Below are 20,980 nucleotides of genomic sequence, written 5' to 3'. Positions count from 1 at the left end.
TCTATTAAGATTGTTGTGGCTCATATCCAAAATGGTCGTATGCTAAATTTGTTGCGATGCGACCTCTAGGTGTACGTTGAATAAAGCCTATTTGCATTAAATATGGCTCGTACACATCTTCAATCGTTACACGCTCCTCACCGATAGATGCTGCAAGTGTATCAAGCCCAACTGGACCACCCTGGAAGCGTTCAATCATTGCCACCATTAATTTATGGTCGATGTGATCTAAACCTCGTGGATCGACTTGTAGTAACTCCATAGCCTGCTGTGCTAAATCAAGTGTAATATCACCATCTCCAATCACTTGAGCATAATCTCGCACTCGTTTTAATAAGCGATTGGCAATACGCGGTGTCCCTCGGGAGCGTCTTGCAATTTCATAAGCCGCCATCTGATCAATATTTACTTGGAATAACTGACCACTTCGTGCAACAATTTCAGCGAGTGATTCCTCATCATAATATTCCAAGCGCAGTAAAACACCAAATCGGTCACGTAACGGTGCAGATAAAGCTCCTGCACGTGTAGTCGCACCAACTAAAGTAAAGGGTGGTAAATCAAGGCGGATGGAACGAGCTTCCGGTCCTTTACCGACAACGATATCCAAGCAAAAGTCTTCCATCGCAGGATATAACACTTCCTCAATAGCTCGTGGCAGGCGATGAATTTCATCAATAAATAATACATCCCCTGGCTCCAAGCTGCTTACAATTGCTGCTAAGTCACCAGGTCTTTCAATAGCTGGTCCACTCGTCATGCGAACTTGTACACCCATCTCATTAGCAATAACTACAGCTAGCGTCGTTTTCCCTAAACCAGGAGGACCGTACAGGAGCACATGGTCTAGACTTTCCTGACGTAGTTTCGCGGCTTCAATGAAAATTTTCAAGTTATCTTTCACCTGATGCTGCCCGATATATTGCGATAATTGCTGTGGGCGCAGTGAATATTCCAACTGTTCTTCTGCCTCATTCGCGTCACTAGACATTACTCGGTCTGTCATTGCCATCTCCTCCTTTCATTACTTTAGTTTTAACAATAGTTTCAGCGCATGTTTCATATAAGCATCTGTCGTTGATAATGACTCGTCATTTTCTAATTGCGGCTTCACTTTGTCTAACTCTTTTTCTGAATAGCCTAGCGCAGTTAATGCAAGCATCGCCTCTTCAAGCTCATGCTTATGTGGATTGACACCAAATAGCGGTAGCTCTTCCTCGGTACTCGGTAGCACGACTGTATCTAATAACGAACCGAGTTTACCTTTTAAATCGAGAATCATTTGACGCGCCGTTTTTTTACCAACACCTGGGAACTTCACTAGAAACGGCTCATCCTCCATTTCAATTGCTTGAATTACTTGTGCTGGATTACCCATTGCTAAAATTGCAAGTGCCCCTTTTGGCCCAATGCCTGATACTTGAATCAATTTACGAAATAATTCGCGTTGATCTAAGTTCGTAAAACCGTATAATATTTGCGCATCTTCACGCACATACATATGTACAAATATTTGTTGTTCGGTAGCATTCATACGAAACGCAAATGGATTTGGCGTAAACAATTGCCAGCCAATCCCTTGCTGCTCTAATACAATATATTCCGGTGTAATTCGCGTTACTTGTCCTTTTAAATAATCGTACATATTTATCCCTCACATTCACTGCTTTAGATTATAGCATAGATGTTCGTATTTTTATGTGTTGCATACTCAATAACAAAACGCTTAATGTAGCTGTATTTATGAAAGCTACCTCCATCCATATACTTCAGAACGTAAAAACAAAAGAATGCCCCGAAAGTCGCCAGTAAGAGACTTTGGGAACATCCCTATTCATTCAACCTATTTTAACATAATCAATAACAGAATCCTATTACACCGCATATTTTTCAATTTGATTGATTAATTTTGGCCATGCTTTTAGAGCTTGTTTTGTAAAGGGCATTAAATAATCTAAAAAAGGCTGTCTTTCACTTTCATCAAGCTGTAAAATATACAGCCATTCTCTAAGCAATTCGTTCGGATATTGAACGTATGCGAGTCGAGGTAAACAAATTTTTGTGTAAGGATGCTCTTTAAGTAAAGTTCCTAATTCATAATTCGCATTTGGCAAAGCTCTATGCAACCATAATAACATTTCATCTACAGGTGATCCAAATGTCGCTAAATCAAAATCAATTAACGTCACCTTACCATCAGTGAAAAAAAAATTATGATGGACAACATCGCCATGTAACAATGTTTGCTCCTCTGTCGGCTGAGCTATCATAGCTAATTGATTGATTGCTTTATGTGCAGTATTAGCAATTGTATAAAAATCATAATTTAAATATGGCAGCAGTTCATCTTCATTACTCAAAAATCGTTCATAACGTACAATCCATTTTTGTATTAATTTTTGTCTTGGTAAATGTTCCTGCTGCCAATCTATTTTCGCATTCGTCTTGTGAAGCGCTTGCAAACAATTTACTGCTTCTATTCTTTCCTGCTGATTTTCAAAACTGACACTGCGCCCTTCCAACCAATGTTGAACTAATAAGCCCGACCTTTGTTTTGCAATTGGAATATGATAAGGAAACTGAATTTCACTAAGTTTCTGATGGATACGTTTTACTTTTTGTTCAGTTAAAATATCCTCATACTTTTTTACGAAATACGCTCCTGATGCCGTTTCACATTTCCAGCAGTTGTGCTTGATGTGCATATTACCATCGCCATGGTGGGTATGGCATCATATGCATAGGCATTGGGTGCATTGGGTGCATTGGTGAACATGATGGGCAAGGTGTTGGGCATGGGCAAGGCGAATGCTCCATGTGCTTCATTTCTTCATAATAATTTTGCATTAACTCTTCTTTTTGAAAACCTGATGAAGGTTGATTTACCGATTCCGACATTTCTTGCTGTGGCATCCACTGTTGTGGCATTTCTTGCTCAGGCGCCCATTGCTGTGGCATCATGTGCTCAGGTCCCCATTGCTGTGGCATCATTTGCTCGGGTCCCCATTGCTGTGGCATCATTTGCTCGGGTCCCCATTGCTGTGGCATCATTTGCTCGGGTCCCCATTGCTGCGGCATCATTTGCTCGGGTCCCCATTGCTGCGGCATCATTTGCTCGGGTCCCCATTGCTGCGGCATCATTTGCTCGGATCCCCATTGCTGCGGCATCATTTGCTCGGATCCACAATGATGATATGGCATCATGTGCTCGTGCCCGCAATGGTGTTGTGGCATCATGTGCGCGTGCCCGCAATGGTGTTGTGGCATCATACAACAACACATCATCGGATGATGCATATGCGGCATTGGCATTGGCATTGGCATTGGCATCGGTTGTGGCATTGGCATTGGCATCGGCATCGGCATTGGTTGCGGCATTGGTTGTTGCTGTTGTTGCTGCTGTTGCTGTTGTTGTTGCTGTTGTTGCTGTTGTTGCTGTTGTTGCTGCTGTTGCTGCTGTTGTTGTGGCATCGGTTGCGGCATTGGTTGTGGCATTGGTTGTGGCATTGGTTGTGGCATTGGCATTGGCATTGGCATCGGTTGTGGCATCGGTTGCTGCATTTGCTGCATTTGCTGCAATTCAATTTGCCACGGCATATAGATATTCATTTCTGGCCAAACCGGCATTTGAGGCTGCCATTGTATAGATGGTGCTTCTTTTACTGGTGGTATTGAAGGAGTTGGAGTTGGTGTCGGTAACGGAACTGGCTTTGGCATAATTGGACTTTCCATCTTCTCTTTTACCCTCTCCTTTACTTTTTTTTCTTCGGGTAAATAAATTTCCATTCCTGGCACTACATAATCTGGATTGGCCAAATGGGCATTTAATCGTTTCAACTCTTCAAAGCCAATACCATACTGTTTCGCGATTTTCCATAAAGTATCGCCTTTTTGGACGATGTGAACACGCATGGGCATCCTCCTTTTCTCGTTTTATCATATGTCGAAAAGTAAAAATGGACACAAAACTTTTAGGCGCACAATGAAAGACTCGTGTTACACTATGTAATGAATGATTGTCTATATTCATAAAATGCTTGAGGTGATGAAATGAAAAAAATGTTAGGTGAAGAGCGCCGTTATGAGCTGCTATCCTTATTAAGAAATAATAACGGACCGATTACAGGAACAGATTTAGCAAAATATGCTAATGTATCACGTCAAGTTATTGTGAATGATATGAATTTACTAAAGGCACGGAATGAACCAATTGTGGCGACGAGTCAAGGCTATTTATATATGCAATTAGAAGAAAGTAATAAAACCTTTGAGCGGAAAATTGTTTGCAGCCATACTGCCGAGCAGGCAAAAGATGAGCTTCTTACGATTGTAGACTGCGGTGTGAAGGTTAAGAACGTGATTGTAGAACATCCTGTTTATGGCGAAATTACTGCATCGGTTATGATTTCAAATCGCCTCGAAGTAGAACAGTTTATAAAAAAAGTAGAGGAAACAAAGGCTAACTATTTATCTGCTTTAACAGACGGTACACATTTACACGTCATTAGCGCTTCATCAGAAAAAAATCTTGATTTAGTTGAAGAGAAATTACGAGCTAAAGGCTATTTAGTTGAAAATTAATGTAAAAGATTGTGGCATCTGTCGCAATCTTTTTTTCTTATTTTGAAACGCATCTACCTTTATAGTCGTCTTAGGGGAAATGAAAGGAAGTGAAAATATGGAATATTTGGATGAAATGATAATAGCAACTACTCAAGAACAATGGCTCGATTTACTAATGAATACTTACGGTGAGCCATTAACAAAACTTGCTTTTACATATGTGCGCGACTGGGGGAAAGCGCAGGAAATCGTCCAAGATGTATTTATCACTTGCTACACGCAATATCATAAACGTCATACAATCAAATCCTATAAAGCATGGATTTACCGTATTACGATTAACCGTGCAAAGGATCACTATCGAACAGCATGGTTTAAGCGTGTTGTTGTGATGAATAATTGGTTTCACCATAAAGTAGCGCCTGGACTTACTATCGAAAATCAAATGATTCAGCAAGAAGCAGACACAACCCTTTCCCACGCCGTCCTTGACCTTGATGCAAAATACCGTGAAGTCATTTTACTTTATTATTACGAGGAACTTGCTGTGAAGGATATCGCTCACATTTTGAATTGCAGTGAAAATACGGTGAAAACAAGACTTAAGCGTGGGCGCGAGCAATTAAAAAATAAGCTAGAAGGAAGTGGTATTTAATGAATAATCAGTTGAAAAATTTACGCGACTCTATGGATCATACTGTTTTTAAGGAAGCTCATTTTAATAACAAGCAAAAAGAAATTATTCGGGGAAAAATTAAAAAGAAAAAAAGTTTCCATTTTGCGCCCACTGTTGTATTTACGTTATTTGTAATGACTATTGTAGCCGTTAGTTTAATTTATATGGAGCAGGAGCGTTCTGCGAATTATCGAGCTATGGACCATGATTTAGAGGATGTGTTTTTCCAAAATTTACGCAACGGACCAGATATATTATTTTCTGAATCACAACTTTTCCTTTATAATACTCACTTAGAGGAATTCAACTCTAATATTGTTCCAAAAATACAGGAAAACCCATATGCCCCATCTTATCCAACACCTTATTTTGACAACATCAAAGTGCAAACATCTGGCAATATGTATACCATATATACTAATAATGAGTTTCTTATGACACTTGAAAAAATAGCTCCCAGAATTGTACAAGACGGTGATGGCAAGAAATATTCCTCATCAAGTTATTTAAGTAAGTCTTATGAAATCAAATTCATTAATGAGTCCAATATTAACATTTTTGCTATCGAACTTGTAACAGAGGATGAAAGTTACGTGAGTGCTGATGGTTCAGGTAAGTCATTAGCAAACGGCCAATCATTGCCTTTGGAAATTTCCCGAGATCGCAATACAGTTCATCGAACAGCAAAATTTGATGTCGCAATTACTTTTATGGATTCTCAAAATGTACAACAGCGCATTCAATTAAATGAGCCGTTTATTTTAGATAATTCATACAGTGATTTTTATGAAATAGTAATAACGGGAGATTCCTATGACACACTTGTTTTATCATTAAAAGAGGAAGCAGCCGAATAGCCGCTTCCTTTTTTATTTATCTGATGTCGTGCTTTATTTTTCTAATTCCGTGAGTTATTTATCTAATGTCACTGGCTATTTATCAAATTTGCAAAGTTATTTATCTTTAACCAAATCCAATCCTATTTCAAGCAGTGCATCGCTGCCTCGGCTTCATCCCATGGAACTGAATAGCCTTTCCCTTTTGCACAAAAAATGCTGGATGATGTGTATTCTGGGTCTGCATTTTTGTTATAAGCTATTTGCTCTATAACTGCATCCCTATTATGGCAAACATCATAGCCTGCAAATTTTAATGTTAACAATCCTTTGCCATTCGTATACGCAGCAAACGTCGTACTATAATTCATAAAAGTTGCGACGGGTACTTTACCAACTAAAACAACCGTATCCTCTATCATTTCAGGTGCTTCAAATATACCATTTGCCTGCTGTACATCGTTCATCATACGCCCTATAAAATCAATAGATGCTTTCATCTTAAAATTATAATAAGGTTCTAACAGGACATTTTCCGCTTGCTCTAACCCTTGGCGCAACGCACGGAATGTCGCCTCTCTAAAATCTCCACCTTCTGTATGCATATTATGTGCTCGTCCTGTAAGTAAAGTAAATTTAACATCCGTTAGCGCTGAACCTGTTAAAAGACCATGGTGCTCGCGCTCAAATAAATGCTGTTCAATTAACCGCATATGCCCTACCGATAAATCGTCTGCATGACAGGCATTCACAAATCGAATACCATTTCCGCGCTGAGCAGGCTCCATTAATAAATGCACTTCAGCGTAATGCTTTAGCGGCTCAAAGTGACCATAGCCTGTTACGGTAGTCGCAATCGTTTCCATATATAGAATTTTAGGGTCTTCAAAAGAAATCGTTAAGTCAAATCGTTCTTTAGCGATATTAACTAGTACTTCTAATTGAATCACACCCATAACATGCACATGGATTTCTTGAAATTTTTCATGCCATATCGCGCGCAGTGACGGCTCCTCTGCATTTAATAAACGGAATTTCTGCCTCACATCTTTCATATGCAAATTGCCGTTGTAAACAACTTTCGCCTGTAATGTAGGGATAAGTTCGAATGGTTCTGATTTTCTTAAAGCGCCTACAATATCCCCTATTTCTGCTTGTGTGAGACCTTTTACTGCAAAAATTTCTCCCGCTACTACTTGCTGTGTTATTTCAAATTTGGCTCCGTTATAATAGTGAATTTCTGTTACCTTTTCTGTGCTTTCTCCAAAAGTAAAAGTATCCCGAACATTGAGATTCCCTTGTAAAGCTTTCATGAACGTGATGCGCTGCTGCCCTTCATCATGACGAATTTTAAATACTTCTGCTTGGAACGGAGCAGCTATATCAAATTTAGTTACTGTCAGCGCTGCTAGTTGCTCGAAAAATGTAAGTACACCAATATCTTTTAAGGCTGAGCCTGCCATACAAATAAATGTTTGTTCATTTGCTATTTTCTTTTGCAATGTCATGAGTACAAGTTCATTTGTTAGCTTTTCGTCTAAAAATAGCTCAAGAAGCTCCTCATCACGCTCTGCTAACCATTCTTTAACAGATGTATCGGCGTAGCCTTTTTCAAGAAAGACGATATTTTCACTGAAATCCTTCCGCATGGCTGTCAATACGGCCTCGATATTTGCGCCGTCCCGGTCCATTTTGTTTAAGAAAATAAAAGTGGGAACATTATTTTTTCGAAGTAACTGCCAAACTGTTTCCGTATGCCCTTCAATCCCGTCAACCGCGCTGACAATTAGTATGGCATAATCCATCACACGAATAGCACGTTCCATTTCAGGTGAGAAATCGACATGCCCCGGCGTATCAATTAGCGTATATGTATCTCCTTGATAATGAATGCGACCCTGCTCAGCAAATATTGTAATGCCACGCGCACGCTCCAGTTCATGATTATCTAAAAAAGCGTCTTTATGATCGACACGCCCACGCATTTTTATGCTTTCTGTATGAAATAATAGCTGCTCTGAAAAAGTCGTTTTCCCTGCATCTACATGTGCTAAAACACCAATAGTTTTAAACATTGTGCCACCGTCTTTTTCTCCTAGTATAACAAAAAGATGCCCTACCAGTTCACATCAGAACTAAATAGACATCTTTTTCATCTATATTTTGCTATTTTTGCATTTCGAATTCTATTGACCTTATCTCATTTTTTATCAAATTACTCACAAAAAATTACTTACAAAAACCGTTTCCGAACTTCAGGTGAAGGTAGCTCACACACTTCCTTTTTACCAAACCATTTATAACGATTTTTAGCCACAAATCCATAAAAAATATTCCGAATTGCAGGTGGTACAATAATAAAACAATAAGTTAATGGCCATAAACCTTTTAACCGTTTTGCTATTCGCAAAGCTGCTGTTGATTTCACAAAACAATGTCCTTCTTCAATTAATACAAAACTATCGATGTCTGGAATATTATAGCGTGAAAGCAATTCCTTTCCCTTATCACTTTGTAAAGATGCAAAAACAAATTGTGCAGTTGGATTTCGTTTAATAATAAACTGCACGCTCGCATCACAAAAATGGCATTCTCCGTCAAATAGCACGATTCGCAAAGCGCTCACCTCATTCTGGTGTAGTAAATGAATAATACGTACCAAGTGATTTAACTGTGCAACCGAGCGCAGTTAATTCCTCTACAGCACCTCTCATCATTGGCTCTTCTTCATCAGCTAAAATGTCCACGATAAAGAAATAATCTCCCAGTCCTGTTTTCAATGGACGGGACTCAATTTTACTTAAGTTCAATTTACGCCACGCAAACACCGACAATACTTGATGTAACGCCCCCGAAACATCAGAAGGTAGTGTAATCATAAAAGTTGTCTTCTTCGTATCATTATTTCCTTGCGGTAAACGAATATTTTCCTTCGATAGGACAAAGAAACGTGTATGATTAAATTGGAAGTCATGAATATTTTTCTCAACAATTTCTAAGCCGTATTTTTCTGCTGCTGAGCTATTCGCTATCGCCGCAATACATTCATTAGGTGATTCCGATACTAGCTTTGCCGCAGCAGCAGTTGATGAATACTGGTTAAGTGGCACACCGCTAAAACGATAAAATAAATATTTATGACATTGCGCTAATGCATGTGGATGCGAATAAATCGCCGTTATGTTTTGCCAGTTTTCTACTTGTGTTTTATTGACCATTAAATGCTGCTGAATTTTAGATGTTACTTCTCCAACGACATACAGGTCTGCCTCATGGAATAAATAGTCGATTGTCAGTGGCACTGAACCTTCTAAAGCATTTTCCAATGGTACAACGGCTAAATCGGTTTTCCCTTCAGCAACTGCTTCAATACACTCCGGGATTGATGCTTGCGGCATTAGCCAGTCATTTGGGAATAAACCTTTCGTTGCTAAATATGTAAACGAAGCTTCCGGTCCTAAAAAAGCGATTCGTTTTTCCAAAGTTTGTACTGTCATTTGTTTTGCCCCCTTAATACCATTCTAAATTTTCAGTTAATATTATGTAAAAAAAGAAAGCGCAACAACTTGCGCTTCCGTAAAAGCTATATATCCTCATATAAAAATTGTCTATACATTCATGACACACTCTCGAGATCGCTTCGCCTCCATCCTATATGTGCAAACACATTTTTGTGGAGGCTCCAGCGCTTGTCGAATGTAAACGGGCATGAATTTTTTTCTATTTATAATGCCCCTGAGCTAATCACTTCTGCTGATTCTACAAAATCGAGACGGTTTAATACTTGAATAAGGTCATCTAGGTCAACTGTCATACTTGTTACATCAAGTGATAATGTTACATTTGCACGACCTTGAATTGGAATCGTTTGGTGAATCGTCAAGACGTTACAATGTGCATCTGTAATCGTCTCTAGTAGTTTCGCGAGTGTACCTTTACGATCTTGTAATTGTAAAAACACTGTGAGAATACGTTCTTGCACAATCGAGTGGAAAGGAAAAACGGCATCGCGATATTTATAAAAGGCACTCCGTGATAAATCGACTTCCTTAACAGCATCCCAAATAGAGGCGACCGCACCCTTTTGCAATAACTGCTTTGCTTCTAAAGTTTTTTGCATCGCATCTGTTAAGACGTCTTCACGTACTAAATAATATCGTTGATTGGCAACGTTTTTCATAATTTTCCCCCCGAGCGTTAATCTACAAAGTCAAATTCAAATTCCATTAAACGAACTGTATCGCCATTTTCAGCTCCGCGCTTACGCAATTCTTCGTCTACGCCCATTGCACGTAATTGACGTGCAAAGCGACGAATACCATCTTCGCGACTGAAGTCTGTCATCTTGAATAAACGTTCGATTGAATAGCCAGATAAAACGAAAGCACCGTCGTCATCACGTGTAATTTCGAAATTCTCGCCTTTTTTCTCATATTTATAAAGAACTGTTGCATCTGATTCCTCTTCTTCGATCTCATGAAGCTGGAATTCAGGTGTTACTTCAAGTAGGTCAGCAATTTCAAATAACACTGGCTTTAACCCTTGACGTGAAACTGCTGAGATAGGGAATACCTTTACACTATCTCCTACTTTTTCTAGGAATGCTTGTAAATTTTCTTCTGCATCTGGCATATCCATTTTATTCGCTACAACAATTTGAGGACGTTCTGTTAAACGTAAGTTATATTGTTTTAGCTCTTCATTGATTGTTACGTAATCGTCGTATGGATCGCGGCCTTCTATACCACTCATATCAATTACGTGTACAATAACTCGTGTACGCTCGATATGACGTAAAAATTGCATTCCAAGTCCAATGCCTTGGTGTGCACCTTCGATTAATCCTGGTAAATCCGCCATTGCGAATGAACGACCATCTTCCGTTTCAACCATTCCTAAGTTCGGCACGATTGTTGTAAAGTGATAAGCACCGATTTTTGGTTTTGCTGCTGAAACAACAGATAATAATGTTGATTTTCCTACTGAAGGGAATCCAACTAAACCAACATCTGCTAATACTTTTAATTCTAATATAACATCTAATTCCTGTCCTGGCTCACCTTTTTCAGCAAGTTCGGGTGCTGGATTTGCTGGAGTTGCAAAGCGTGAATTACCGCGTCCGCCACGACCTGCTTTAGCAATAATAGCCGTTTGACCGTGTTCAACTAAGTCAGCAATTACTGCTTTTGTTTCTGCATTTATTACAACTGTTCCTGGTGGCACTTTAACGATTAAATCTTCTGCTTTACGTCCGTGCATCCCTTTACTCATTCCGTGCTCACCGCGTTCAGCTTTGAAGTGACGTTTATAACGGAAATCCATTAATGTACGTAAGCCTTCTTCTACTTGGAATACTACGTTACCACCATGACCGCCATCTCCACCAGCTGGTCCACCATTTGGTACATATTTTTCACGACGGAACGCGACCATACCGTCCCCACCGTCTCCACCTTTTACATAAATCTTAACGTGATCGACAAACATTACTTTCACTCCTGTTTTGCACTTAATATATAGTGCAACGACTTATTTGTTGCCTCTATCATATTAATATGCATTTGTTTAATTTCTTTATTGAATTGCGTTGCATGCCAATTTCCCTTTAAATCAAAAGTTAGCTGAAATTGATCCGCATTTGATTCGATTGCTATTTGTAACTGTTGCTCCGTAAATGGATCTAACTCATCATATACATGAATAATTGTATTTTCCAAGTATTGCACAATGTCCTCGTCAAACTTGGTGTTAACTGCTTGCAATACATTGCTTGTCAATGTTAGTTCAATTGCCGGATAACGCCATGCAAATGTTTGCAACCATTCTAAAGTACTTGTTAATTGTGTTTTGTTTAAATTCGAAAGTATTTTACAATGGTCTGAAATATTTTGAATAATTTCCTTTGCTTCCTCAACTTGATCTAAATCTAAATTCATTTGAATTAAATGCAAATGATTTAAAAAATCATGATTGGCAAAACGTAATACCTCATTTATTGTTAACGGCTTAACAGTCATGTCGTTCACTCCAATAAAGTTATCGTTACTAGTATAGCAAGTTTTTCAACATTTTTCCCCTAAAACCTCATACAAATGTTGTGCATAAATACTTTAAGAAAATTTCAATCATCCATGCATTAAACAGAAAAAGGACTGCAATAAATGCAGTCCTTAATTGCAAGAATTATGCTTCTTGAGCTACTGGGTATACTGATACTTTTTTCTTGTCGCGGCCCATACGTTCGAATTTAACTACGCCGTCAACTTTAGCGAATAGAGTATCGTCACCACCGCGGCCTACGTTTGTACCTGGGTAAATTTTTGTACCGCGTTGACGGTAAAGAATAGAACCACCAGTTACGAATTGACCATCAGCACGTTTAGCTCCAAGGCGTTTAGACTCAGAGTCACGACCGTTCTTTGTAGAACCTACTCCTTTTTTAGATGCGAAAAGTTGTAAGTCTAATGCTAATAATAAGTTCATTCCGTTGCACCTCCTACTTGGTTGTAGTTGATTTGGATATACTGTCCGTAATTTTGCACCATAGAATACACTTGGGCAGTCATTACTTGGACAGCAAATTGTAATTTAGAATCTACTGCTTCGTCTAAATCAGTCGGTAAATCTACTCTTAAGTAGCCTCCACCTTCAGCGGCTTGTTCGATTTTAGGCTCAAGATTTAATAATGCATAAATAGCATTTACAGTGCCAATGGCAATTGTAGACGCACCTGCACAAACTAAATCTTTACCTGATTCATCGTACTCAGCATGTCCTGAAAATTCGAAAGCAGATACATGTCTATTTTCATCATGATGAATCGTAACAGTAATCAACTGATCCACCTCCACTTAATTAAGCGTTGATTGATTCAACAACTAGTTTAGTGTACGGTTGACGGTGACCTTGTTTACGACGGTAGTTTTTCTTCGCTTTCAGTTTGAAAACAGTAATTTTTTTAGCGCGACCTTCTTTTACAACTTTAGCTGTAACAGTTGCACCAGCAACAGTTGGAGCACCAACTTTAACTGTTTCTCCACCTACGAATAAAACTTTGTCAAAAGTTACTACTTCGTCAGCAGCTACACCTAGTTTTTCAACATAGATTTCTTGACCTGCTTCAACTTTGATTTGTTTACCACCAGTTTCGATAATTGCGTACATTAAAATGCACCTCCTCTTAGACTAAGACTCGCCTGTTACTATTAAGGTGACTCGCGAGTAAACGCAAGTACTTGTGAACCTTACCAGTGCGGTTGTAGCGGGTGCTACAAACAATAACATTAAAATACTACCACATGGATAATATTACGTCAACCTGTTCAACACAATTTTTTCATATGCTGAATGGTATTTTCGGTATTTCCATTCTCCTATTACTTTACTCCACAAAAAGAGACTATACAAAACTACGACGATAGATTGTGGTAGCATTAGTAATGTTACTATAACTAGTATAGTTAGAAGGAGGAGAGAAAACGATAAAAAGCGTTCGTAAATTTTTGTTTTCGGATAAATTGCTAACAATGCATAACAAATAATTTTCCCTCCATCTAGTGGTAATAGAGGCAATAAATTTACACATAATAAATAAATTTGCACTTGGAAAAACAGCGTAGCAATAAGTGGGGGCAGTAACATACAACTTGCCATTCCAATCATTGTCGCAAGCGGTCCACCTAATGCAATAATGAGTAGTTGCAGGTGAGTTACTTCTTGTTTCCCTAACTCTATTTCTCCACCATACGGCATAATGACACAACTTTTCACTTTCACACGAACAATACGTGCCGCCAGTAAATGCCCTAATTCATGTAGTAATAGTGAAAATAGGATGATGCTATAAAGGGCGATATTCCCTGTAAAAACCATACTAAGTAACACGACTAATAGCAGAGGATGAATCGTAATGCGTATCATTTAGACGTGCTCTTTTAACCATTTAAGGGTTTGTTCTAAGTTGAGGATAACACCGCGCTGTTCGATTTCAATATAAAGCTCTCCTGATTGCTTTGTTGCGAGCACCTCACCTATGCCCACTGCTGTATATGGTAAAAGTGAGAAATGATCGACATAACCGTATGTAACGGTCGTATCATCATCATAATAGATAGATATCGTTTTGCCTGTTTGCTTCGTATGACCCGTAAAGACTACTATGCCATTTTGCAAGGCAAAAATACGGATAGCTTGTTCAAAAGTTAATAAATAGCCTTTCCCATTTGGTTGTACCGATACAAAACTAAGTAACTCCTTCGCACCTGGATAAGCAGCCACTTCTATTTGTCTATCTTTAGATACGAATACGGTTCTAATTGCATTGCGCATAAATGTTAAATCATCTTGGCTATAAACGACTCTTTCAATAACTTTCGTTGCTTTATTATCTGGTACAAGTGTCGTTCCCCAAACGATAACACAAATTACAAAGGCTATAGCCCATTGCCACTTTCTCAAGTCACCATCCAATCTTTTTTAGTAGTATATGTTCGAAAATAAAAAAAACCGCACTGCCTAGGCAAATGCGGTTAAAATTTATTTAGCAAAAATCGATTTTATTTTTGCGAACATCCCTTTACGCTCGTCCTCTAATGCGACTAACGGTACAGATTCACCTAAAATACGACGGGCAATATTACGATAACCGAGCGATGCTTTATTACTTGGATCCATAACAATTGGTTCCCCTTTGTTTGAAGAACTGATTACGTCCTCACTATCAACGATTATACCTAGTAAATCGATTGAAAGATGCGCAGTTACTTCTGTAATATCCATCGTGTCACCACTTGTCATTAAATGTTTACGAATGCGGTTAATTATTAACTTCGGTGGTTCAATTTCTTCCTGCTCTAAAAGCCCGATAATACGATCTGCATCACGAACAGCCGAAATTTCTGGCGTTGCTACAACAATTGCGCGATCTGCACCGGCAACTGCATTGCGATAGCCTTGCTCAATACCTGCTGGACAATCGATCAATACATAATCAAAATCACGCTTTAACTCATCAATTAAACTCTTCATTTGCTCTGGATTTACAGCATTTTTATCTGTAGTTTGAGCAGCTGGCAATAAAAATAGTTTTTCGTCGACACGCTTATCTTTCACAAGCGCTTGGTGCACTTTACAGCGACCTTCTACTACATCGACTAAATCGTAAATGATGCGATTTTCTAAACCTAAAACTACATCTAAATTACGAAGGCCAATATCTGTATCTACTAAACATACTTTTTTCCCTTGAAGAGCCAATGCAGTTCCAAGATTGGCAGTTGTCGTTGTCTTTCCTACCCCGCCTTTACCTGAAGTTATTACGATTGCTTCACCCACATTAGCTTCCTCCTTTAAACGTTGTAAAAGATGGACGAAGATTTCTTACTTCTTGTATATGATCATAAGAAATTATACCGTGTTCATCAATATAAGCACATAATTGTTCTGTATGTGTTTGAACAAACTGTTGTTCATTTGACATTGTCTCGACACGGTCTGCGATAAGTACATGCGTCGGTTCGAAATGAGAGGCTGCTATGACAGCTTCTGCATTGCCTGAAACACCCGCATGGACAATTCCTTTTAGCTTACCGAGGACATATATATTGCCGCCAGCCTCAATACGACCATTAGGATTCACATCGCCTATGACAATTATATCACCAGTAGCGCGCAAAATCTGCCCAGAACGAACTATACCAACATACGTATCACAGTTTTTTTGTAGCATTTTTTGGTTGCATTCTTCTACTGTTAAAACATCACTTTGTACTTTAGATACGAGCATTTTGCCTAGTCCTTGCACAATTTGAATAAGCTCCTTCTTTTGCTCATTCGTGCAGTAACGATTGCCTAGATGCACTTGTACATCTACTTTCCCATCAATTCCGCCTTCAGAAACTTTTCTTTGTAGCTCTTCTAATAAATCAACATACGCGCACTGATCATCTAGCCTAAGTACTAAACCATCCTTTGTCCCTTTAATATGGACAAGTTGTTTTTTCATAAATAAAGTGACACCTCACACGCTCCACTAATTTAAGACATATTGCGTGCACGCTGTAGTACCCGTGCATTGATTAAGTATTTAAATGCCCAGCCAAGCATTAATAAAAATAATAAGTTCGCAATAATTGTCGGCACTAAGCGACTGTATAAAAATGTATCAAATGGCATTGAGGTGAAATCAATTAAAAAGAAGAATTGGTACAATACGACTTCCATAAATGCTACAAGCACCACAGCTAGTATCGTTGTAATAACCAAATGTTGATGAATATATTTCACACTCCAACCAGCAATAAAGCATAGCAATGGGTACAAAACTGAATATAATCCAATAATATCAATGTAAAACACATCATACAAGAGCCCAAAAAGTAATCCATACAATACCGCTCTGTTGCGATTATAGTAAATAGAAATGAAAATTAAATATAAAATTAAAAATCGCGGTACTAAAAAAACTGTTTTCCCAGCCCAAATGATAGGAGAAAACATCGCAAATTCAGGCTCAAGTAAAAACAATACTATCGCTACTGCTGGAATGAGGAGGCGAATAAACATTACTCTTCCTCCTCACTTTTTATTGTTTCGTTCGATAAATCTTGATTTGTACCGTCACCATCTAAACCGTCGATTGATGTAATGCTTCGTTTAGCAATAATTACATCCTCAAGCATTGAAAAATCTGCTGAAGGCTTAATATATGCCACTTTTGTCAAACCGTAATCTTCTGTAGTTACTTCCGTTACTTCCCCAATTAAAATGCCTTTCGGGAAAATACCACCTTTCCCAGAAGAAACAACTTGTTCGCCTTTTTTAATTTCTAAACTCGAATCAATGCGCTTTAATATTAATTCGTTACGTTCCTCGTCATACCCTTCAATCAGTCCGTAAATATCTTCTTTTTCACTTTGTATAATAGCCGATACACGATAATTTGCATTATGAGTGTAAAGAAGCTCCACTTCAGAAGTAAAAGGTGTAACTAGAATAATTTTACCAATTAAGCCTCGCGCTGTCATCACGGCCATATTTTTTTCAACACCGTGAACTGAGCCTTTGTTTAAAATAATTTTCTCTTCCCATTGATCAGGGTTTCTCGCAATGACCGTTGCATGAATTGGATTGTAATCCCGCAAACTCTCTTCTTTATCAACAAGCTCACGAAGCGATTTGTTTTCTGATTTCAAACCATTCACTTCAGCTTGTAGAGCCGCAAAATCTTCCAGGCGCATTTTTAAACGCTTATTCTCTTCATACGTATTTAGCAGGGCTTCGATATTGCTAAAAATACCTGTTATGTAGTTGGTTGGCTTAGCAACAATCGATTGCGCAAAGCCAACTGTATCTTTAATAATTTGTTCGGGTAGCGTTGCATTATGACGATCACGTAACGAGAAACTAATCAATGCCACAAGGAAAATTATGCCTACTAACAGCACTATTAATTTTTTATTTGTAAAATGTGGCATTGTGTCGTCTCCTTACCCTTTAATTTGTTGTGAGCGAATTAAATCAATATGATCTAATGCTTTACCTGTTCCGATTGCTACACAGTCAAGCGGATCTTCTGCGATAAATACTGGCATATTTGTTTCATCACTTATTACTTTATCTAAGTTTTGTAATAGTGCTCCACCGCCTGTCAATACGATACCGCGCTCCATTACGTCAGCTGATAATTCTGGTGGTGTTTGTTCTAATGTTTTCTTAACACCATCAATAATTGCCGAAACTGATTCACGTAATGACTCTGAAATTTCTTTTGCTGTAACTTCAATTGTTTTTGGTAAGCCAGTTACAAGGTCACGTCCACGAATATCCATCGTAGCTGTATTTCCTTCTGCACGCGCTGTACCAATTTCAACTTTAATTGCTTCAGCTGTACGCTCACCAATTGTTAAATTATATGTTTTACGAATGTACGCTATAATTGCGTGATCCATTGCATCTCCACCAACACGTACAGATTCACTAGTAACAATACCACCAAGTGAAATAACTGCAACTTCAGTCGTACCACCACCGATATCAACTACCATTGACCCTGTTGGATCCCAAACAGGTAAATTTGCACCAATTGCAGCCGCAAAAGGTTCTTCAATTGTAAATGCTTCTTTTGCACCCGCTTGGCGAGAAGCGTCTATAACTGCACGTTGTTCCACAGATGTAATACCATATGGAACACAAATCATTACGTTCGGTTTTTTCCAGTTTGACCCAGAATTTTTCAACGCCTCTTTTAAATAATATTGAATCATCGCTGTTGTAATGTCGAAATCAGCAATAACTCCGTCTTTCATCGGACGAATAGCAACAATTGAACCTGGTGTACGGCCAATCATATTTTTTGCGTCATTACCTACTGCAACGATATCTCCCGTTTTTGTGTTTTTTGCTACAACTGAAGGTTCTCGTAAAACGATACCTTTTCCTTTAATAAATACAAGTGTATTCGCTGTGCCAAGATCTATCCCGACATCCTTATTTCCTAGTCCAAACAATTTGTGTACTCCCTTTCTATATAAGCCGTTCTGAGTAAGTTATCTAAAACGATACGCTTTATTATAGCGGATTGATTCGTAAAATTATAGTGTCACATGACCTGTTACGCGACAAAAATCGATTTATTACGCACTTTTCTACCCACTTACTTATTTTATTGGTTATTATCTCTATAAACAAATGAAAAATTACTTTTCATTATTACAATTACATTGCAAAATTATGACGAAATAACTTTACAAAGGTTCACTATATACAAAAAAACCTTAAACAGCATTATTAGCAGTTTAAGGTTCAAATATTACATATACCCTTTTTCCTTCATACTAATATATTGGTGATCGCCAATAATTACATGATCTAGTAGCTCGATACCTATTATTAAGCCCGCTTCATGTAGGCGTTCTGTCACTTCTATATCTTCCGGGCTAGGGGTAGCATTTCCACTTGGGTGATTATGAGCGCAAATAATCGAGGCAGCTGATCGCTTCACAGCTTCACGATAAATTTCACGGGGATGTACGATTGAGGCATTCAAGCTGCCTATAAAAATCGTTTGCTTATGGAGAACTTGATTTTTTACATTTAGGAAGAGAACGACGAAATGCTCTTGATTCAAAGCGGACATTTCGGGCATAAGGAATGTGGCAGCATCTTCTGGGGAACGAATTGTGTAACGGGAGTCAATTTCTTTTTGCGCAAGGCGTCTACCTAGCTCAATGGCAGCAAGTAGCTGCGCCGCTTTCGCATCACCTATTCCTTTAATAGATGTAATTTCTTCTAACGTGGCATGCTTCAGTGCATGGAGTTTTTCAAAATTAATCAGTACTCGGTTTGATAAAGCGAGTACTGATTCTTCTTTTGTTCCTGTACGAAGTAAAATAGCGAGTAATTCTTGATTTGACAAACTTTGTGAACCTTGGCGTATTAGCCTTTCCCGTGGTCGATCTGCTTCATGAACGTCTCGAATTTTCAACTCTGGAAATAAGGTCATTGTCAATTTTTCACATCCTAATTATATTTTCAGTAAATTCATTGTTACGAGTTGCTCAAAAAGCGAGGCAAGCGGTAAACCGACAACATTATTATAGTCACCTTCAATTCGTTCAATAAATAATGCACCGCTCGTTTGAATTCCATAGCCACCTGCTTTATCAAACGGATCTCCTGAATCAACATACGCTTCGATTAACTGGCGGGATAATCGTTTAAATATGACTGTTGTTTCTTCTACGAAAACAGTTTCTGTTCCGTCAGGTTGAATAATTGCAACTGCTGTTAAAACACTATGCTTGTTATTTGATAATGATTGTAAATGAGCAATTGCTTGTTCACGATCTATCGGTTTATGTAATAAACGACCGTTAAATGCAACAATCGTATCAGCACCGATGACGGTCTTTCCTGCACACTTTCCCGCAACATCTCGTGTTTTTAAAAGCGCTACTTCTTGTACATATTTCTGTACTGAATCCGCCTGAACGCTTGTTTCTTCTACATCGCTCGTTACGATTTCGAACGGTACACCAAGTGTCGAAAACAATTCCTTTCGTCGAGGTGATGCAGAAGCTAATACAAACGTTTCTTTAGTAATAAATTTCATGAATATCTCCTCCTACTAAATATCATAGCGGAGAAATAGAAATTTGAACAATCTACAGTAAAGTCGAAATATTATATTTCTATGCAAATTAACCTATCAAAATTTAATTTTCAAACAGTCATTTTCGCTATAATAATGCGCTAAAAGATGTAGGCGAATAACATTAACATCTTTTGAAAGCGTTGTCGTTGCTTGAAGTAAAGATGCCCAGTCACTTGGTACATCTCCTTCTTTATGCTCTAGTTCAAAATAATTTTTTAAATATTTTTCATCTTGCAATCGGAGTGGCAAATTTTGCAATGCACTATTACTGCATGCTGCGCCTACAATTAACGGTTTAAAAAAGGATGTAGACTGAGATACTGGCAATTGTTTTTCTACTGCTAGCGAAGACCATACATAAAACTGCCCGTCCACCTCAACAATAGCAGCCTTATTTAACGTTGGATCAGTATTAATAAACTGAGTTGCTGCATCTAAACTAGAAAATAAACCATGTTGACTAGCAAAAAATTCTACTTCTGTTTGTTCTCCTACTTCATCTTGTTCTTGATCTTGCTCTTGATTTTGCTGTTGTTGTACCGGTATTGATTCTTCATCTGGCGCTTTATTAGCTAACTGCAACACTAATATAAAAAGAGCTACTCCAACGAATCCTGTTAAACTCCCATATAGTACCGCACTAATCCATTCATTTTTTCTATAACGCTTTACTGGCATTTATATCACCTCTATGTACTGACAATTTGCACATAAAAAGACGAAACTTCTATCGTCTACTATTTCCAATATATT

General features: G+C 38.4%; 26 protein-coding genes and 1 other annotated feature. Of the genes, 3 read left to right on the top strand and 23 right to left on the bottom strand.

What is annotated here, in order from left to right:
* Positions 1-4 precede the first annotated feature (4 nt).
* From ruvB to AAFN87_RS01670, 4 genes are all read right to left on the bottom strand, one after another.
* Positions 5-1,006, bottom strand: coding sequence for a Holliday junction branch migration DNA helicase RuvB (ruvB, locus tag AAFN87_RS01685; protein ID WP_347789252.1), 1,002 nt, complete (start codon positions 1,004-1,006; stop codon positions 5-7).
* A gap of 18 nt (positions 1,007-1,024) precedes the next feature.
* A complete protein-coding gene (gene ruvA, locus AAFN87_RS01680; RefSeq protein WP_347789251.1) occupies positions 1,025-1,645 on the bottom strand; it encodes a Holliday junction branch migration protein RuvA in 621 nt (206 codons plus the stop codon).
* Between the two features lie 229 nt (positions 1,646-1,874).
* Positions 1,875-2,705 (bottom strand): phosphotransferase, encoded by an 831-nt coding sequence (locus AAFN87_RS01675; protein WP_347789250.1) that lies wholly within the window; start codon positions 2,703-2,705, stop codon positions 1,875-1,877.
* A gap of 1 nt (position 2,706) precedes the next feature.
* Positions 2,707-3,912, bottom strand: coding sequence for a LysM peptidoglycan-binding domain-containing protein (locus tag AAFN87_RS01670; RefSeq protein ID WP_347789249.1), 1,206 nt, complete (start codon positions 3,910-3,912; stop codon positions 2,707-2,709).
* A gap of 138 nt (positions 3,913-4,050) precedes the next feature.
* Between AAFN87_RS01670 and AAFN87_RS01665 the strand changes: the two genes are divergently transcribed.
* From AAFN87_RS01665 to AAFN87_RS01655, 3 genes are all read left to right on the top strand, one after another.
* Positions 4,051-4,581, top strand: a complete 531-nt coding sequence (locus AAFN87_RS01665) for a transcription repressor NadR (RefSeq protein WP_347789248.1) — start codon at positions 4,051-4,053, stop codon at positions 4,579-4,581.
* A gap of 97 nt (positions 4,582-4,678) precedes the next feature.
* A complete protein-coding gene (locus AAFN87_RS01660) occupies positions 4,679-5,218 on the top strand; it encodes a sigma-70 family RNA polymerase sigma factor (protein WP_347789247.1) in 540 nt (179 codons plus the stop codon).
* On the top strand, positions 5,218-6,096 hold the full coding sequence (locus AAFN87_RS01655) for a hypothetical protein (protein WP_347789246.1): 879 nt from the start codon (positions 5,218-5,220) through the stop codon (positions 6,094-6,096). Before AAFN87_RS01660 ends, AAFN87_RS01655 begins: the two co-directional genes overlap by 1 nt.
* Positions 6,097-6,218: 122 nt before the next feature.
* Here AAFN87_RS01655 and AAFN87_RS01650 read toward each other — a convergent pair whose 3' ends face one another.
* From AAFN87_RS01650 to AAFN87_RS01560, 19 genes are all read right to left on the bottom strand, one after another.
* Positions 6,219-8,150, bottom strand: a complete 1,932-nt coding sequence (locus AAFN87_RS01650; protein ID WP_347789245.1) for a GTP-binding protein — start codon at positions 8,148-8,150, stop codon at positions 6,219-6,221.
* A 158-nt stretch (positions 8,151-8,308) separates the two neighbouring features.
* A complete protein-coding gene (locus AAFN87_RS01645; RefSeq protein WP_347789244.1) occupies positions 8,309-8,701 on the bottom strand; it encodes a thiol-disulfide oxidoreductase DCC family protein in 393 nt (130 codons plus the stop codon).
* Between the two features lies 1 nt (position 8,702).
* Entirely contained in the window at positions 8,703-9,572 is an 870-nt protein-coding gene (gene pheA, locus AAFN87_RS01640) for a prephenate dehydratase (RefSeq protein ID WP_347789243.1), read from the bottom strand.
* A gap of 227 nt (positions 9,573-9,799) precedes the next feature.
* Positions 9,800-10,255: an ACT domain-containing protein gene (locus AAFN87_RS01635; protein ID WP_347789242.1), complete on the bottom strand. Its 456-nt coding sequence runs from the start codon at positions 10,253-10,255 to the stop codon at positions 9,800-9,802.
* A gap of 17 nt (positions 10,256-10,272) precedes the next feature.
* Positions 10,273-11,562 (bottom strand): GTPase ObgE, encoded by a 1,290-nt coding sequence (gene obgE, locus AAFN87_RS01630; RefSeq protein ID WP_347789241.1) that lies wholly within the window; start codon positions 11,560-11,562, stop codon positions 10,273-10,275.
* 5 nt (positions 11,563-11,567) lie between these two features.
* Entirely contained in the window at positions 11,568-12,092 is a 525-nt protein-coding gene (locus AAFN87_RS01625; protein WP_347789240.1) for a Spo0B domain-containing protein, read from the bottom strand.
* A gap of 166 nt (positions 12,093-12,258) precedes the next feature.
* Entirely contained in the window at positions 12,259-12,558 is a 300-nt protein-coding gene (rpmA, locus tag AAFN87_RS01620; RefSeq protein ID WP_347789239.1) for a 50S ribosomal protein L27, read from the bottom strand.
* Positions 12,555-12,911, bottom strand: coding sequence for a ribosomal-processing cysteine protease Prp (locus AAFN87_RS01615; protein ID WP_347789238.1), 357 nt, complete (start codon positions 12,909-12,911; stop codon positions 12,555-12,557). The genes rpmA and AAFN87_RS01615 overlap by 4 nt, the downstream gene beginning before the upstream one ends.
* 19 nt (positions 12,912-12,930) lie before the next feature.
* On the bottom strand, positions 12,931-13,239 hold the full coding sequence (gene rplU, locus AAFN87_RS01610) for a 50S ribosomal protein L21 (protein WP_347789237.1): 309 nt from the start codon (positions 13,237-13,239) through the stop codon (positions 12,931-12,933).
* A 14-nt stretch (positions 13,240-13,253) separates the two neighbouring features.
* Positions 13,254-13,343: a sequence feature (ribosomal protein L21 leader region), on the bottom strand.
* A gap of 40 nt (positions 13,344-13,383) precedes the next feature.
* A complete protein-coding gene (locus AAFN87_RS01605; protein WP_347789236.1) occupies positions 13,384-13,995 on the bottom strand; it encodes a site-2 protease family protein in 612 nt (203 codons plus the stop codon).
* Complete coding sequence (locus tag AAFN87_RS01600) at positions 13,996-14,532, bottom strand: hypothetical protein (protein WP_347789235.1); 537 nt, start codon at positions 14,530-14,532, stop codon at positions 13,996-13,998.
* 78 nt (positions 14,533-14,610) lie between these two features.
* On the bottom strand, positions 14,611-15,408 hold the full coding sequence (gene minD, locus AAFN87_RS01595; protein ID WP_347789234.1) for a septum site-determining protein MinD: 798 nt from the start codon (positions 15,406-15,408) through the stop codon (positions 14,611-14,613).
* A 1-nt stretch (position 15,409) separates the two neighbouring features.
* Complete coding sequence (gene minC / locus AAFN87_RS01590) at positions 15,410-16,078, bottom strand: septum site-determining protein MinC (protein ID WP_347789233.1); 669 nt, start codon at positions 16,076-16,078, stop codon at positions 15,410-15,412.
* A 32-nt stretch (positions 16,079-16,110) separates the two neighbouring features.
* Positions 16,111-16,638 carry a rod shape-determining protein MreD gene (mreD, locus tag AAFN87_RS01585; RefSeq protein WP_347789232.1) on the bottom strand — a complete coding sequence of 176 codons (528 nt, stop codon included), beginning with the start codon at positions 16,636-16,638 and terminating at the stop codon, positions 16,111-16,113.
* Complete coding sequence (gene mreC, locus AAFN87_RS01580) at positions 16,638-17,549, bottom strand: rod shape-determining protein MreC (RefSeq protein ID WP_347789231.1); 912 nt, start codon at positions 17,547-17,549, stop codon at positions 16,638-16,640. Before mreC ends, mreD begins: the two co-directional genes overlap by 1 nt.
* A 12-nt stretch (positions 17,550-17,561) precedes the next feature.
* Positions 17,562-18,581, bottom strand: a complete 1,020-nt coding sequence (locus AAFN87_RS01575; protein ID WP_347789230.1) for a rod shape-determining protein — start codon at positions 18,579-18,581, stop codon at positions 17,562-17,564.
* Between the two features lie 302 nt (positions 18,582-18,883).
* Positions 18,884-19,576 (bottom strand): RadC family protein, encoded by a 693-nt coding sequence (gene radC, locus AAFN87_RS01570; protein WP_347789943.1) that lies wholly within the window; start codon positions 19,574-19,576, stop codon positions 18,884-18,886.
* 21 nt (positions 19,577-19,597) lie between these two features.
* Positions 19,598-20,185: a Maf family protein gene (locus AAFN87_RS01565; RefSeq protein ID WP_347789229.1), complete on the bottom strand. Its 588-nt coding sequence runs from the start codon at positions 20,183-20,185 to the stop codon at positions 19,598-19,600.
* 96 nt (positions 20,186-20,281) lie between these two features.
* Positions 20,282-20,905 (bottom strand): hypothetical protein, encoded by a 624-nt coding sequence (locus tag AAFN87_RS01560; protein WP_347789228.1) that lies wholly within the window; start codon positions 20,903-20,905, stop codon positions 20,282-20,284.
* Positions 20,906-20,980 lie beyond the last annotated feature (75 nt).

The organism is Solibacillus sp. CAU 1738 (assembly GCF_039888725.1).
In the GTDB taxonomy this organism is placed as follows: domain Bacteria; phylum Bacillota; class Bacilli; order Bacillales_A; family Planococcaceae; genus Metasolibacillus.
This window is presented reverse-complemented; position numbering and strand designations above follow the sequence as displayed.

Excerpts from the sequence above, each read along its gene's own strand:
- rplU (WP_347789237.1), bottom strand. The coding sequence starts at position 13,239 with ATGTACGCAATTATCGAAACTGGTGGTAAACAAATCAAAGTTGAAGCA.
- radC (WP_347789943.1), bottom strand. The coding sequence starts at position 19,576 with ATGACCTTATTTCCAGAGTTGAAAATTCGAGACGTTCATGAAGCAGAT.
- AAFN87_RS01565 (WP_347789229.1), bottom strand. The coding sequence starts at position 20,185 with ATGAAATTTATTACTAAAGAAACGTTTGTATTAGCTTCTGCATCACCT.
- mreC (WP_347789231.1), bottom strand. The coding sequence starts at position 17,549 with ATGCCACATTTTACAAATAAAAAATTAATAGTGCTGTTAGTAGGCATA.
- AAFN87_RS01560 (WP_347789228.1), bottom strand. The coding sequence starts at position 20,905 with ATGCCAGTAAAGCGTTATAGAAAAAATGAATGGATTAGTGCGGTACTA.
- AAFN87_RS01655 (WP_347789246.1), top strand. The coding sequence starts at position 5,218 with ATGAATAATCAGTTGAAAAATTTACGCGACTCTATGGATCATACTGTT.
- rpmA (WP_347789239.1), bottom strand. The coding sequence starts at position 12,558 with ATGAACTTATTATTAGCATTAGACTTACAACTTTTCGCATCTAAAAAA.
- AAFN87_RS01675 (WP_347789250.1), bottom strand. The coding sequence starts at position 2,705 with ATGCACATCAAGCACAACTGCTGGAAATGTGAAACGGCATCAGGAGCG.
- AAFN87_RS01635 (WP_347789242.1), bottom strand. The coding sequence starts at position 10,255 with ATGAAAAACGTTGCCAATCAACGATATTATTTAGTACGTGAAGACGTC.
- AAFN87_RS01605 (WP_347789236.1), bottom strand. The coding sequence starts at position 13,995 with ATGATACGCATTACGATTCATCCTCTGCTATTAGTCGTGTTACTTAGT.
- AAFN87_RS01670 (WP_347789249.1), bottom strand. The coding sequence starts at position 3,912 with ATGCGTGTTCACATCGTCCAAAAAGGCGATACTTTATGGAAAATCGCG.
- obgE (WP_347789241.1), bottom strand. The coding sequence starts at position 11,562 with ATGTTTGTCGATCACGTTAAGATTTATGTAAAAGGTGGAGACGGTGGG.
- AAFN87_RS01650 (WP_347789245.1), bottom strand. The coding sequence starts at position 8,150 with ATGTTTAAAACTATTGGTGTTTTAGCACATGTAGATGCAGGGAAAACG.
- AAFN87_RS01625 (WP_347789240.1), bottom strand. The coding sequence starts at position 12,092 with ATGACTGTTAAGCCGTTAACAATAAATGAGGTATTACGTTTTGCCAAT.
- mreD (WP_347789232.1), bottom strand. The coding sequence starts at position 16,638 with ATGTTTATTCGCCTCCTCATTCCAGCAGTAGCGATAGTATTGTTTTTA.
- pheA (WP_347789243.1), bottom strand. The coding sequence starts at position 9,572 with ATGACAGTACAAACTTTGGAAAAACGAATCGCTTTTTTAGGACCGGAA.
- ruvA (WP_347789251.1), bottom strand. The coding sequence starts at position 1,645 with ATGTACGATTATTTAAAAGGACAAGTAACGCGAATTACACCGGAATAT.
- AAFN87_RS01665 (WP_347789248.1), top strand. The coding sequence starts at position 4,051 with ATGAAAAAAATGTTAGGTGAAGAGCGCCGTTATGAGCTGCTATCCTTA.
- ruvB (WP_347789252.1), bottom strand. The coding sequence starts at position 1,006 with ATGACAGACCGAGTAATGTCTAGTGACGCGAATGAGGCAGAAGAACAG.
- minC (WP_347789233.1), bottom strand. The coding sequence starts at position 16,078 with ATGAAAAAACAACTTGTCCATATTAAAGGGACAAAGGATGGTTTAGTA.
- AAFN87_RS01660 (WP_347789247.1), top strand. The coding sequence starts at position 4,679 with ATGGAATATTTGGATGAAATGATAATAGCAACTACTCAAGAACAATGG.